The organism is Comamonas sp., from assembly GCF_036666375.1.
Lineage (GTDB): Bacteria > Pseudomonadota > Gammaproteobacteria > Burkholderiales > Burkholderiaceae_C > Comamonas.
The window spans coordinates 1-12815 of record NZ_JAVWWA010000031.1; the positions used below are offsets into that span (position 1 = coordinate 1).

The window sequence follows — 12815 nt, forward strand, 5'->3', positions numbered from 1 at the left end:
AGATCAAACCAGCGCGCCGTGCAAGGTGCTCCGCTGTCCTCGAGGAATTCAATGACCTCCAGGCCCGCAAAGGCATCGGCATCGAACTGCACTGCGCCAATGAACAGCACTTCATGACCGGTTGTGCCATGGTGGGTGTAGATGTTTTCCATCACGAGGGGCGGCCCGGTCACTTCGATGGCTACGCCCAGTTCTTCCTTGAACTCGCGCGCCAGGGCGGTTTGCCAGGCTTCACCAAATTCCACGCTGCCGCCCAGCGGGCGCACGCCCTTGAGCCGGCCGTGGTCATCGAAGACTTCGGCGGCAAGCAGCTTGGCGTTTCGCCAGTGCAGTCCAATGGCTTTGACCTTGATGTGTTGCGGCGGTCTCCAGGAAGTCATGGCGGCGTTTTCTCGTATCGGTTTTGGGCAGGGTGCGCATTGTCGTGCATGGGAGCGGCGCTGGCGAGGTGGGCATCGATCAATGGCGCCACGTCATGCGCCAGCGCATGGCCCAGATCGTGGTCGCCGCCCGCGAAGACATGCAGGGTGGCTTGCGGCAGCAGCGCGGCCAGGCGCTGGCCGACAGCGACCGGGCTGATGGGGTCGGCGTCGCCCCACAGCAGCAGGGCCGGTGCTTTGATTTCGGCCAGTGCGGCCGTCAGGTCCAGCCTGGAGTCGATGAACCAGCGCGGAAGTTCGGGATTTGCCGCGCAAAAGGCCGGGCGCCAGTCCTGGGCGCCGAGATCGCTGATGTCCATTCCGCCCGAGGTGACCGTCAGCACCAGATGCGTGACCCATTGCGGGCGCCGGCTTGCGGCCAGCAGCGCGATGGCGCCGCCCATGGACTGTGCGATCAGGGCCGTGGGCTGGTCGATTTGGGCAATGAGCCGTTCGGCAAGGTCTTCGATGCCGTGGATGCCGGGGTCGGGCGGTGTGTCGCCAAAGCCGGGCCAGCCTGGATGCACATGGGCCGCGGGGTGGCGCAGCCGCTGCGCCGCGGGTTTCCAGAAGTCGGTGTTGCCCGAAGCGCCGGGCAGGAAAAGCAGTTGGGAAGGAAAAGGCATGCGGGATTGCACCTGGCTGCGCCATGGAGGAGGAGGCGCGACAGCTTATCCGATGCGCAAGGCCGGGCGCGGCTTGCGCCTGGCACTTGCATGATGTTCCTGAGAGCGTTGCGAAATCCCGTGGTCAGTGTGCGCGCGCCGTGCCGAAGCCGAAAAAGGACGCCGCGGTCTGGGTCTCCGGCAAGACGTAGATCACCCCGGGCTTCTTTCCCCAGACCGGCGCGACATTGCGGTCATAGAAGTGCTGGGGCACGTTGACGCAGCCGTAAGAGATGCGGTTGTCGGCCGCGGTGGCACTGGCCAGGCGCTGCAGCCGGCGATCGGCGGCGTTGGCGGTGCGCACGCGGTGCAGTGAAACGGCCGCGTCGTAGTCGATCCAGACAATGTCCTCGCCCTGCAGGTTGTTTCCCGGCTCGGAGACAAAGCGGCCCGCGGGGGTGGTGCGTTCATGCGGCGCGATGGCGGACATCGGGCGCTCGCCTATGCCTGGCACCGAATGGTCGCCGCGCGCCAGGCCCAGCAGCACGGCCGAAGACGCCTGCAGCACGCCGGCCGCGTTGAACACATGCACCCGCGCGGCGCGCTTGTCGACCAGCAGATACGGCAGGCCCTGGTTGTCTTTCGAGCTGCTTATCCATTGCGCCACCTGCTGCGCTTCGCTGCTCAGTGGGGCGGCTGCGGCGGCCGCAGCGCGCTGGCCTGCGTGGGCGAATGGCGCTGCGCCAAGGCATAGCGCCCAAGCCATGGCGACGCCGGCGCCGCAGCGCGCAAGGAGGCGGGGCAAGCGAGGCAAGCGGGGCATTGCGCGCGGGCCGGCCATGCGCGCAAACAGCATTGAAAACAGCATTACGTGCAGACTTTAAGAAACTGGGGGCCAACGGAAAACGGCCATTTCCGTGGAAATGGCCGCTCAGAATGCCAAGGACATCCTGCTTTGGGTCAGCTCACCTTAACGGTAGACATGCTCACCACGATTTTGCTTCCATTCATTTTCCAGGTAGGTCGCATCTTCTTCGTTCTTGGTGCGCATGCCCATCAGAATGCCGCCGTCCTTGATGCCTTGCTCGTAGTGCTTGACACGCTCTTCAGGAATGTTCCAGCCGATCAGCGCGCCGATCACGCCGCCACTGGCAGCGCCAGCGCCGGCACCGGCAATGGCCGCGGCCAGAGGGCCGGCCACGACCAGGCCGATGCCGGGCAGCACCAGGGTGGTGCCGACAGCCGCGACGGCCGCGACAATCGCGCCCAGCGTGCCGCCAATGGCGCCGCCGATACCGGCGCCTTCGGCGGCCTTGTTGCCGAGTTCGGTTTCAATGGCGGCCACGTTGGCGAAATGGCGGGTGCGCGTTTCGTCCGACATCACCAGGTTCACGTCGTCCTTGGAGTAGCCGCGGGCCGAGGCTGCGTTGTAGGCGGCTTCGGCGCTGTCACGGTCGCGAAACAGGCCGGTGACCAGGGTGCCCGAAGGAGTGGTGGTGGTGCCGGTGTGCAGGGTGGTATTGTTGTTGTCGATCATGTGAAGTCCTTTGGGGTCAGTGATGGGGGGAAATCTGGAAAGCGCTCAGATGCCGCTCAGTTGCGGTCTGCGCGGGCGGCGCGGCGTGGGGCCGTGCTGTCCATGGTGCTGCGGGGAGCGGGGGCTTGCGCGCGGTTGGCGGCGTCGCGTGCCTGATCGGCAGCCGTGGGGTCGGTGCGCACCACCGTGCCGGTGTCGGAGCGTTGAATCGCCTTCTGGTTGGCCTCGTTGGCGGTCTGCGGTGTCACGCCAATGGCCGCGGGCGTCTGGTTGGTGTTGACGGTGCTGTTGTTGGTCGTCTGCGCAAAAGCGCCGGTGGAGGCCACTGCCAATGTCAGTGCCGCGCCGCCCAGTGAAATTGTCTTGATGGTGTTCTTGAACATGGTTTTTTCTCTTTTGCCTGGTTGGGAAACGGAGGAAGAGCTTTCTGCCTGTTCGGCAGAGGCCTGTTTCCTGAAATACCGGCTGGTATAACGGACCGCCTTCGATCGGAGCCTCAGTGTGAACGCGGCGCGACCGCCAGGATAGAAATAAGCGCCCGTATGCGTGTAGGCGATGGCGCCGAGCAAAAATGCAGTGGGCCAGCGCGCCTTGCGCCTCCATGGAGCCCAGGGCAACAAATCCTGTCCAGCCCTTCACCGATCCCTGAAAGTCACCGACCAGCGCAGCGCACGCGTGGGCTCGACGCAGTGCTGCCAGCCCCAGCGCGCCTCGTGCGCCATCACATAGACGGAGCGCGGCTGCACCGCCAGTTCGACGACCTGGCGCGGCAGCTGCGGCTGGTAGGGATAAGGGCGAAACCGCAGCGTCGCCTCGCTCCCCAGCGACACGCCATAGATCCCCTCGAAGTCCGGCACATCGCGGTGCCAGCCCAGCGGCGTGCCGGGCGCGTACTCGGCGACCAGCGCATGCACCAGGCTTTCGGGTGCAACGCCGCGCCAGGCGGCCACGCGGTCGCGCAAGGGCAGCAGCCGTGCGTCCAGCGCCTGCGCGGGCTTGAGTTCATGGGTGTCGAAGTCATACGAGCCGCCGAAGCTCACCACGCGCCGGCGCGCAAAGTACTGCTTGTATTTGGCCGCGTGCAGCGGCAGGCTGCGGATGATGGCGATCAAGGCCTGCTCCTCGTCGCGGCTGAGGAATTCGGGCTGGTAGACCAGGCCCGGAATCGAGGCCTGCACTTCTTCATCGCCAAACAGGCTGCATTGGTTCATGGGGGGCTCGCTATTTGAAATTCCGGCTCTCCGTGCGCAGCCGGCCCAGCAGATGCGACAGGTCGGCCATGCGCTCGGCAATCAGATTGCAGACCATGCCTTCGCGCTGCCAGCGGCCCTCGACGGCCAGCAGGCGCGCGCCGAGCAGCACTTCGCGCTGGGCTTCGCGCACGTCGCGCCAGACGATGACCTGGGTCACGCCGTGCTCGTCCTCCAGCGTCACGAAGATCGTTCCCTTGGCCGTGGGCGGCTGCTGGCGCAGCGTCACGATGCCCGCGGTGCGCACGCGCCGGCCGTCGGCAATGCGCCGCAGCTGCTGCGAGGTCTTGAGCTTGTATTTGTCGAGCCGGGGGCGCAGCAGCAGCATGGGGTGGGAGCGCAATGTCAGCCCCGTGGACGCGTAGTCCCACAGCACTTCCTCGCCTTCGGGCGCCTCGGGCAGTTCGAGCTGGGCTTCGTCTATGGTGGCTTCTTCGAGCAGCGCGGGCGCGGCGTGCAGCGCCGCGGCGTCCCAGACCTGCTGGCGGCGGTGGCCCGAGAGCGTGGCCAGCGCGCCGGCCGCGGCCAGGGCCTTCATTTCATGCAGCTCCAGGCCGCAGCGCTGGGCCAGTTCGGGCGCGCTGTCGAAAGGCGCGCGGCCGCGCTCCTGTTCTATGCGCGCCGCGCTGCTGCCGCGCAGGCTGGCGATCAGGCGCAGGCCCAGGCGCACGGCGGGCCGGTGCTCGATATCTTCGAGCGTGCAGTCAAAGGCGCTGTGCATCACGTCGACGGGCCGCACCTCGACGCCATGGCGGCGCGCGTCCTGCGTGAGCTGGCTGGCCGAGTAAAAGCCCATGGGCTGGCTGTTGAGCAGCGCCGCAAGAAAGGCCGCGGGCTCGTGGCGCTTGATCCAGCTCGACGCATAGACCAGCAGCGCGAAGCTGGCCGCATGGCTTTCGGGAAAGCCGTATTCGGAAAAGCCCTTGATCTGCTCGAAGATCTGTTCGGCAAAGGCGGCCTCGTAGCCGCGCTCGGTCATGCCGCCGACCAGCTTGTCGTGGTATTTCTCCAGCCCGCCCTTGCGCTTCCAGGCAGCCATGGCGCGGCGCAGGCCGTCGGCTTCGCCGGGCGTGAAGCCCGCGGCAATCATCGCGATCTGCATCACCTGCTCCTGGAAAACGGGCACGCCCATGGTGCGGCCCAGCGCTGCTTTCAGGTCGTCGTTGGGGTAGGTCACGGGTTCCAGGCCCTGGCGCCGGCGCAGATAGGGATGCACCATGCCGCCCTGGATGGGGCCGGGGCGCACGATGGCGACTTCTACCACCAGGTCGTAGAACTCGCGCGGCTGCAGGCGCGGCAGCATGCTCATCTGCGCGCGGCTTTCTATCTGGAACACGCCTATGGTGTCGGCGCGGCAGATCATGTCGTAGGTCTTGGGGTCTTCGGCGGGAATGTCCTGCATGCTGAAGTCATAGCCGCGGCGCCGGCTGATGAAGTCGAGCGCGCGGCGGATCGCCGACAGCATGCCCAGCGCCAGCACATCGACCTTGAGCAGGCCCGCGGCGTCGAGGTCGTCCTTGTCCCATTCGATCACCGTGCGCTCGGCCATGGACGCGTTTTCCACCGGCACCATGCGGCACAGCAGTCCGCGCGTGAGCACAAAGCCGCCGGTGTGCTGCGACAGGTGGCGCGGAAAGCCAATGAGCTGGGCGGTGAGCGTGATCAGCTGCTGCACGGCCAGCGTGTCGGTGGCGATTCCCAGCTCCTCGAAGCGTTCGAGGCGTATGCTGCTGCCGTCAAACCATTGCTGGCCCTTGGCAATCGCGTCCAGCGTGGCCAGCTCGAAGCCCAGCGCCTTGCCCACGTCGCGCACGGCCGAGCGCGGGCGGTAGGAAATCACGGTGGCGGTGAGCGCGGCGCGGTCGCGGCCGTACTTGGTGTAGAGGTACTGGATGACTTCCTCGCGCCGCTGGTGCTCGAAGTCGATGTCGATGTCGGGCGGCTCGTTGCGCTCGCGCGAGATGAAGCGCTCGAACAGCACGGCGGTGCGATCCGGGTCGACCTCGGTCACGCCCAGGCAGTAGCAGACCGCGGAGTTCGCCGCCGAGCCCCGGCCCTGGCACAGGATATTGCGCGAGCGCGCAAACACCACGATGTCGTAGACCGTGAGGAAGTAGGGCTCGTATTTGAGCTCGCAGATCAGCGCCAGCTCGTGCTCGATCTGCGTCTGGGCTTTCGGGGGAATGCCTTGCGGCCAGCGCCGGCCCGCGCCTTCGTAGGTCGCCTGGCGCAGGTAGCTCTCGGGCGTATGCCCCGCGGGAACGACTTCGTCGGGGTACTGGTAGCGCAGCTCGTCGAGGCTGAAGCTGCAGCGCGCGACGACGTTGAGGGTCTGCGCCAGCAGATCGGCGGGAAAGGTCTGGGCCAGGCGCAGCCGGCTGCGCAGATGGCGCTCGGCACTGCGCAGCAGCGCGTAGCCGCATTCCGTCAGCGGCTGGCCCAGGCGCGTGGCGGTGAGCACGTCCTGCAGCGGCTTGCGCGAGCGCACATGCATGTGGGCGTCGCCCACGGCGACCAGCGGCAGCGCGGTGAGCGCCGACAGCGTGCGCATGCGGTGCAGCCACAGCTCGTCGTCGATGCGCCGCACCAGGTCCACGCCTATCCAGCCGCGGCCCGTGAAATGCGTGAGCGTCCAGCGGCCCATGGCTTCGAGCTGGGCGTCGCTGGCCGCGCGCTCGGGGCACAGCAGCACCAGGCAGTCTTCGAGTTCGGCTCCGCGTATGCCGTCGAGATCGAGAAAGTAGGTGCCTTTTTCCGATGCGCGGCGCAGCTTGGTGATGAACTGGCACAGGTTGCCGTAGCCGTTGAGGTTTTGCGCCAGCAGCACCAGCGTGAACGCCGCCTCGTCGGCATTGCGCGGCTGCACGCAGAACTGCGCGCCCAGCAGCAGCGCCATGCCATGCGCCTTGGCCGCGACATGGGCGCGCACCACGCCGGCGAGCGAGCATTCGTCGGTGAGGGCGATGGCGCTGTAGCCCAGCGCCTTGGCGCGCGCCACCAGCTCTTCGGGCTGGCTTGCGCCGCGCAAGAACGTGAAATTGGAGATGCAGCGCAGCTCGGCATACGCGGGCAGGAGGTGGTCCATGGCAAGCGCTCAGCCGTAATGCCCGTGCAGAAACCAGGCGGTCTTCTCGCCCGCGAGCCGCGCCTGGAACACCCACAGCAGGCCCGCATGCGGGCTCAAGGCGAGCCAGTAGTCGCGCTGCACATTGCGCGTCGGTTCGGCATTGCCGGTGCTGTCGGCGTCGCGGTCCCACCAGCCGCCTTCGACGCGGTCCGGGCCCAGCAGCAGCTGCAGCCTGCCCTGATAATGCGGCCGGTTCTCGCGCTCGACCAGCTGCAGCGGCTGCGCCAGCACCCAGGTGGGCAGGGGCAGGCCATGCAGGGGCTGGGGCTTGGCGCTGCGGCGCGGCTCCTGGGCCGACCACCGCTGCATCCATTCGAGCCGGTGGTCGGCGCGCAGCTGCGGGCGGCGAATGCAGTCTTCGCCCAGCCGCGCCTGTATGCGCTCGAGCGCCTGACGCACCGATGCGCCCTGGTGCGCCGGATCGGGAATCAGCGAATGGCTTTCTTCCGTCAGCGCCTGCACTTCGATGGCCAGCAGCTCGAGCTCGCCCGCGGGCGCGCGCAGCTCGACCTTGGCCAGATGCTCGCCCAGCAGGCGCGCGAAATGCGCCACGTTCTGCGTGGGCGCGGCCGTGCGTATGGTCAGCTCGCCGCCCGGTCCCGCGGCGCGCGCGCGCAGGCTGTCGTGGCACCAGCGCAGCGTGAACGCCGTCGCGCCCAGCCGGCGCGCGCGCAGCCAGCCGGCCATCAGCAGCAGCAGCCGCTGCGCGCCCAACAGCAGCTCGGGCGCCAATTCCACGCGCGCCATCAGCTCCAGCCGCGCATGGAAGGTCTCGGGAATGCTGACCCAGGCATAGGTTTCGGGCCGCAGGCCATAGGCCTGGTCCAGCGCCGAGAGCAGCGCGGCATCGAAGCGCCGCGCAATGCCGCCGCGCGGCAGCGCGCGCACCTGGCCCAGCGTGCGGCAGCCCACGCGCGCCAGCGTCGCCTGGTGCAGCGCGACGGCGCTGAGGCTGGTCAAGGGCAAGGCATCCAGCCACTGCTCCAGCGGGCGCGACAAACCATCGGCCAGGCCTTGGCGAACGAGCGCCAGCGCCGCAAGCCCGGTAGGCGCCCAGGCCACATGCGCGCCCAGTTCCTGGGCGCCGGCCTCGATCAGCGCCTGCAGGCTTTCGGCGCCGCCAAACAGCCGCAGGCTGGCTTCGACTTCGAGCAGCACCGCTTCCTCGACCAGGGCCACGCGCGGCGTGAACTGCAGCGCCCAGACCGCGAGCGACTGCGCGTCAATCGGCGATGCGCTGTGCAGCGGCAAGAGGCTGGCCCAATGCATGGAACACCTCCTCTCGTTGGACCTCGACAGGCTGCAGCGCGTGCCGGGGAGGAGTGACGCAATGCGGATTGGCCGGCAGCGCACGCAGCTGCCAGCGGTCTAAGCCTGCAGGGGAGGACGGGAGGTGGGCCGAGGAAGTCATGGTGGGATACTGTATTTAACCACAGTATATCAACCTGTTTGGCTTTTGCAGTTCGGCTTACTGGGCGAAGGCCAGGCTGGGGGCTGCAGGCCACGCCGGCCAGATGCGGGACAATGCCTGATTCGGCTTCAATGCAACAGGCACACATGGTTTCCAGCTTCAGCGAAATGATTGCGGCCCTCCAACTTTGGGTGCATGCGCTCACTCCTGCGGGGAGTGAGAGATTCAATGGGGTGGCGTGGCTTTCCCTGGCCTGCTACCTGGGGTTCGCCGTGATCGCCCTGAATTTCGCGTTCAAACCCTGGGCAGAAAAAGTGATGTTCGCCTGCATTGGGAGCGCAGCGGCGGCCTCGCTATGGCTTCACTTGGCCCTTCTTCACTCCCCCTCGTATGTGGGTGAAGGCGCGCTCTGGAGATTTGTCTCCCTGTCCCGGTATCTTCCCTGGGCGGTCATCGGCTTGAGCGGCGCGTACTTGATCTACCGGATTTGCGCGCGGCGCAGATGAGGGCCTTCTGGTTCTTGCTTGCGCCAGCGGCGTGAACTGCAGCGCCCGGACCGCGAGCGACTGCGCGTCAATGGGCGCTGCGCTGGAACTGTGCCGCGGCAAGAGGCTGGCCCGGTGCAGGCAACACCTGCTCGCGTTGGACCTCGATGGGCTGCAACTCGTGCAGCCGCGGAGGAATGACGGAATGCAGATTGGCCGGCAGCGCGCGCAGGTGCAGCACTTCATCGGCGCTCGCGCCGCGGCGCTTGCGTATGCGCAGCTCTATGCCCCAGCTCTTGCCCAGCGCGACCGACACGCGCAGCGGCGCGGGCGAGGCGTCGCGCAAGGCGGCCTCGGGGCGGAACACAAACACCGGCGCATCGCAGTGCAGCGCCTGCACCTGCAGGCGCCGGATCTGCTCGGGCCGCGCCTGGGGCAGCCAGACCAGCAGCGCGCCCGCGGCGTCCGACTTGATCAGCTGCTCCGCAACCCAGAGGCTGTCGGCCGGCGCCTTGACATCGATCCAGACCAGTTGCTCGGGTGCCAGGCCCAGCTGGGCCAGCCCCATGGCCAGCGGCGGCTTGGGCGGCGCGACCAGGTAGACGCGGCTGTTGCGCCCGGCGACAAAACCCGGCAATGCAGGCGCAAGCAGCCGCCATTCGCACAGCGCCGACTGGGCCAGCAGCACTTCGCTCAGGCCCTGGGTGGGCCAGCCGCCGCCGGGCAGCGCGGCGTCGAGCTGCGCAAAACCCGTGGGCAGCGTGCGCCCCGGCGCGGCGCCGACTTCCGTGCCGCGCCACACGGCCTGCGCCACATGCGCGGGCAATTGCCAGCGGTCGAAGCCGGGGGCGCAAGAGAGAGGAGTGGGGGGGCTCATGGCGATATGCTGTATTTAATTACAGTATATCTGCCATCCTCGTGTTTGGGGAACCCGGTGCGGCATCACACGCGCCGCAACGTGGCTGTTCGAGGGGACAACGGCATTGCACGCATTTCCCGATTGGGCCGTATGGGTCAAGCAAAAGGGGCGGATAGTGGGCTTTTTGCGGGTAGCTGTATATAAATACAGTTATTTTGCGGTTTTGGCCGGCTTCAGATCGCCCACGGAAGAAGCCGTGCGGCGAGGAAGGCCAGCATGAACGCCACCCAGTCCGTGAGAATGTGGGCGCCAATGGACACCCACAGGCTGCGGGTGGCGATGTAGGCCAGCGTCCAGACCACGCGCGCCGCGCCTATCACGACGAAGCACTGCACCCAGTTCCAGTCGTAAGTGGGCAGGTGGCCGGCAGAAAACAGCAGCGTCGAGCCCAGCAAGGCCAGCGCAATGCTGCTGCGCCGCCCCCAGCCCCAATGCGATGCCGTGAGCTGGAGAATCGCCAGAAACGGCAGCATGGTCAGCAATTCCTCGCCCAGCAGCTGGGGCAGCAGAATCAGCAGCAGCCGGGTAAATTCGCGCAACGGCAGGGTGGCGCCGAACTGGGCCACGGGGTTGGGGCTGAGGGGCGCGAATTCACTCACCCACAGCGCGGCGCCGATTGACGCGACGCTGGCCAGCAGCCCGGCGCCTAGGCTCACGGCGGCTTCGCGCAGGCCGAAACGCCCGAACAGCGCCTGGCAATCATGTCCCACCATTCAGGCGGCGGTGCTGGACATCATGAGCAAGAGTCCAGCGCGAACGGGCTCAGCATCGCCTGCAGCGCCTTGCGCCCGAGCACCTGCCGCTGCGCGCCACCCCGGCCCATGCGATGGACGCCTTGCAGACCGTGGGTATGGCATACCGGGGTCCGCACGGCCGGCACGCAAGGGACATCCGCCGGGCACACTTTTTCAGGCCAAACTCCCGCTGGGCGACCATACGATGCCGACCCATGCCCGGCGAGCGTCAACCGCGGGCGTGCTGGGCGTGCGCTGCCTTGGTCTGGCACAGCGCATCGAACTCCTGCGCCAGGTCGCCGAGCTTCACTGCCGCCAGCCGCTGCACCAGCAGCGCCTGGGCCTGGGCCAGCGCGTCGTCGAGCGCCGCGTTCACCACCTGCTCCACGCCGCACTCCGGGTTCTCGCTGGCGCTGCCGATCGCAAAGATGCGCGGCCCGCCCACGGCCGCGTGGATGTCGAGCAGCGACACCTGGGCCAGGTCGCAGGACAGCTTCCAGCCGCCGCCATGGCCTTTTTCCGATTGCACGTAGCCGGCTTTCTTCAGCCCCGCCATGGTACGGCGCACGACCACGGGGTTGGTGGCCAGCATCTGCGCGAGCTGCTCCGAGGTGAAGGGCGCGTCCTGGCGCGCCATGTGCAGCAGCACATGCAGCATGCGGGACAGGCGGCTATCGCTTCTCATGGGGGGCTCCGGAGACAGAAGTCATGAATCATTATAGGTTGCATGACTTGGGCTTGCTGCGTATCATGAAACATCAAAAGTTTCTTGAAAGAGTCTTCATGCTTTACGACGTCATCATCATCGGCGGCAGCTACGCCGGCCTGGCCGCCGCGCTGCCGCTGGCGCGCGCGCGGCGCCAGCTGCTGATCATCGATGCCGGCCAGCGCCGCAACCGCTTTGCCGATCGCTCGCATGGCTTCCTGACCCAGGACGGCGCCAAGGCCGCCGACATCGCGGCCGTGGCACGCGAGCAGGTCCTGGCCTATGGCACGGTGCAATGGCTAGCTGCCAGCGCCACGGGCGCACGCCCGGTCGAGAACGGCTTTGGAGTCGAGACCGACGATGGGGGGCTGCACACCGCCAGGCGGCTGGTGCTGGCCGGCGGCGTGGTCGATACGCTGCCCGAAGTGCCGGGCCTGGCCGAGCGCTGGGGCCGGCAGGTCTTCCATTGCCCGTACTGCCACGGCTATGAGCTGCAGCAGGGCCGCATCGGCGTTCTTGCCACCTCGGAGCTGGCCATGCACCAGGCGCTGCTGCTGCCCGACTGGGGCCGGACCACGCTGCTGCTCAATGACCGCTTCACGCCTGACGCCCAGCAGCGCGCGCAGTTGCAGGCGCGCGGCGTGTGCATCGAGACCGGCGCCGTGCGAGCCATCACCGGCCAGGCCGATGTGCGCTTCGACGACGGCCGGGTGCTGGCTTTCGACGGCCTGTTCACCGCGCCGCAGTCCCGCGTCGAAAGCCCGGTGGCACGGGCGCTGGGCTGCGAGATCAGCACAGGTCCCATGGGCGGCGTGATTCAGACCGATGCGCTCAAGGCCACCACGGTAGCCAACGTGTTTGCCTGCGGCGATGCCGCGCGCTTGGGCGGCTCTGTGCCCCTGGCCGTGGGTGACGGCACCATGGCGGGGCTGGCTGCGCACCGGTCGCTGGTGTTTGCGCCGCATTGACCAGCGCCGCCGGCTCGCAGAAGATGGCGGGGTCCAACACTTCCGCCGCCTTGCATGCTTGCCGCCATCGACTTTTCCGCCCCTTCCCATGAAGTCGCACGCCAACTGATTGGCGTCACGCTGCTGGTCGATGGCGTGGGCGGGCGCATCGTCGAGACCGAAGCCTATGACCAGGCCGATCCGGCCTCGCACACCTTTGGCGGGCAGACCGCGCGCAATGGCGCGATGTTCGGCCCGCCCGGTCATGCCTATGTCTACCGCTCCTATGGGCTGCACTGGTGCTTCAATACCGTGTGCCGCGAGGCCGGCCATGGCGCCGGGGTGCTGCTGCGCGCCATGGAGCCCACTCAGGGCATAGAGACCATGCGTGCGCGCCGCGGGCTGCAGGAGCTGCGCCTGCTGTGCGCCGGGCCGGGGCGGCTGGCGCAGGCGCTGGGCATCGATGCCCGGCTCAATGCGCAGCCGCTGGCGTGCCCGCCGTTCGAGCTGCTGGCGCGCGCGGCGGCGGAGCCGATCGAGGTGCTGGCCGGGCCGCGCATAGGCATTTCCAAGGCGGTGGATGTGCCCTGGCGCTTCGGCCTCAAAGGCTCGCGCTTCCTGAGCCGCGGCTTCGCGGCGGCGCCGGTTAGCGGTGGACTAGCGGTGGACTAGCGG

General features: G+C 67.7%; 14 protein-coding genes. 3 read left to right on the forward strand and 11 right to left on the reverse strand.

All coding sequences use genetic code 11. The features are described from left to right. The 8 genes from RR928_RS09905 to RR928_RS09940 all read right to left on the reverse strand — a co-directional run. Positions 1-380: NUDIX hydrolase (locus RR928_RS09905; protein WP_332538074.1), on the reverse strand; the 380-nt coding region annotated here is incomplete at its 3' end. Beyond that, positions 377-1045, reverse strand: a complete 669-nt coding sequence (locus RR928_RS09910; protein ID WP_332682367.1) for an alpha/beta fold hydrolase — start codon at positions 1043-1045, stop codon at positions 377-379. The genes RR928_RS09910 and RR928_RS09905, both read right to left, overlap by 4 nt. 124 nt (positions 1046-1169) lie before the next feature. After that, positions 1170-1790, reverse strand: coding sequence for a hypothetical protein (locus RR928_RS09915; RefSeq protein ID WP_332538072.1), 621 nt, complete (start codon positions 1788-1790; stop codon positions 1170-1172). Positions 1791-1994: 204 nt separating this feature from the next. After that, positions 1995-2561, reverse strand: coding sequence for a hypothetical protein (locus RR928_RS09920; RefSeq protein WP_332538071.1), 567 nt, complete (start codon positions 2559-2561; stop codon positions 1995-1997). Positions 2562-2617: 56 nt separating this feature from the next. After that, complete coding sequence (locus tag RR928_RS09925; protein ID WP_332682369.1) at positions 2618-2944, reverse strand: hypothetical protein; 327 nt, start codon at positions 2942-2944, stop codon at positions 2618-2620. A 252-nt stretch (positions 2945-3196) separates the two neighbouring features. Further along, positions 3197-3772, reverse strand: a complete 576-nt coding sequence (locus RR928_RS09930) for an alpha-ketoglutarate-dependent dioxygenase AlkB (RefSeq protein ID WP_332538069.1) — start codon at positions 3770-3772, stop codon at positions 3197-3199. 10 nt (positions 3773-3782) lie between these two features. After that, positions 3783-6896: an error-prone DNA polymerase gene (locus RR928_RS09935; RefSeq protein WP_332682371.1), complete on the reverse strand. Its 3114-nt coding sequence runs from the start codon at positions 6894-6896 to the stop codon at positions 3783-3785. A 9-nt stretch (positions 6897-6905) separates the two neighbouring features. Further along, a complete protein-coding gene (locus RR928_RS09940; RefSeq protein WP_332549732.1) occupies positions 6906-8207 on the reverse strand; it encodes a Y-family DNA polymerase in 1302 nt (433 codons plus the stop codon). Between the two features lie 288 nt (positions 8208-8495). Between RR928_RS09940 and RR928_RS09945 the strand changes: the two genes are divergently transcribed. Further along, positions 8496-8855: a hypothetical protein gene (locus tag RR928_RS09945; RefSeq protein WP_332549731.1), complete on the forward strand. Its 360-nt coding sequence runs from the start codon at positions 8496-8498 to the stop codon at positions 8853-8855. Between the two features lie 67 nt (positions 8856-8922). Here the strand turns inward: RR928_RS09945 and imuA are convergent, their stop codons facing one another. The 3 genes from imuA to RR928_RS09960 form a co-directional block, all read right to left on the reverse strand. Continuing rightward, on the reverse strand, positions 8923-9711 hold the full coding sequence (gene imuA / locus RR928_RS09950) for a translesion DNA synthesis-associated protein ImuA (RefSeq protein WP_332538063.1): 789 nt from the start codon (positions 9709-9711) through the stop codon (positions 8923-8925). Positions 9712-9926: 215 nt separating this feature from the next. After that, on the reverse strand, positions 9927-10466 hold the full coding sequence (locus RR928_RS09955; RefSeq protein WP_332548386.1) for a CPBP family intramembrane glutamic endopeptidase: 540 nt from the start codon (positions 10464-10466) through the stop codon (positions 9927-9929). Between the two features lie 250 nt (positions 10467-10716). Continuing rightward, positions 10717-11172 carry an Rrf2 family transcriptional regulator gene (locus tag RR928_RS09960; protein ID WP_332682374.1) on the reverse strand — a complete coding sequence of 152 codons (456 nt, stop codon included), beginning with the start codon at positions 11170-11172 and terminating at the stop codon, positions 10717-10719. A 98-nt stretch (positions 11173-11270) separates the two neighbouring features. Here RR928_RS09960 and RR928_RS09965 point away from each other — a divergent pair, with 98 nt between their 5' ends. Both RR928_RS09965 and RR928_RS09970 read left to right on the forward strand, forming a co-directional pair. Then, complete coding sequence (locus RR928_RS09965; RefSeq protein WP_332538060.1) at positions 11271-12161, forward strand: NAD(P)/FAD-dependent oxidoreductase; 891 nt, start codon at positions 11271-11273, stop codon at positions 12159-12161. Between the two features lie 54 nt (positions 12162-12215). Further along, positions 12216-12812, forward strand: coding sequence for a DNA-3-methyladenine glycosylase (locus tag RR928_RS09970; RefSeq protein WP_332538058.1), 597 nt, complete (start codon positions 12216-12218; stop codon positions 12810-12812). Positions 12813-12815 lie beyond the last annotated feature (3 nt).

Coding starts and splice junctions, on each gene's coding strand:
- RR928_RS09925 (WP_332682369.1), bottom strand. CDS start 2,944: ATGTTCAAGAACACCATCAAGACAATTTCACTGGGCGGCGCGGCACTG.
- RR928_RS09930 (WP_332538069.1), bottom strand. CDS start 3,772: ATGAACCAATGCAGCCTGTTTGGCGATGAAGAAGTGCAGGCCTCGATT.
- RR928_RS09970 (WP_332538058.1), top strand. CDS start 12,216: ATGCTTGCCGCCATCGACTTTTCCGCCCCTTCCCATGAAGTCGCACGC.
- imuA (WP_332538063.1), bottom strand. CDS start 9,711: ATGAGCCCCCCCACTCCTCTCTCTTGCGCCCCCGGCTTCGACCGCTGG.
- RR928_RS09920 (WP_332538071.1), bottom strand. CDS start 2,561: ATGATCGACAACAACAATACCACCCTGCACACCGGCACCACCACCACT.
- RR928_RS09955 (WP_332548386.1), bottom strand. CDS start 10,466: ATGGTGGGACATGATTGCCAGGCGCTGTTCGGGCGTTTCGGCCTGCGC.
- RR928_RS09940 (WP_332549732.1), bottom strand. CDS start 8,207: ATGCATTGGGCCAGCCTCTTGCCGCTGCACAGCGCATCGCCGATTGAC.
- RR928_RS09935 (WP_332682371.1), bottom strand. CDS start 6,896: ATGGACCACCTCCTGCCCGCGTATGCCGAGCTGCGCTGCATCTCCAAT.
- RR928_RS09960 (WP_332682374.1), bottom strand. CDS start 11,172: ATGAGAAGCGATAGCCGCCTGTCCCGCATGCTGCATGTGCTGCTGCAC.
- RR928_RS09910 (WP_332682367.1), bottom strand. CDS start 1,045: ATGCCTTTTCCTTCCCAACTGCTTTTCCTGCCCGGCGCTTCGGGCAAC.
- RR928_RS09965 (WP_332538060.1), top strand. CDS start 11,271: ATGCTTTACGACGTCATCATCATCGGCGGCAGCTACGCCGGCCTGGCC.
- RR928_RS09915 (WP_332538072.1), bottom strand. CDS start 1,790: ATGGCTTGGGCGCTATGCCTTGGCGCAGCGCCATTCGCCCACGCAGGC.
- RR928_RS09945 (WP_332549731.1), top strand. CDS start 8,496: ATGGTTTCCAGCTTCAGCGAAATGATTGCGGCCCTCCAACTTTGGGTG.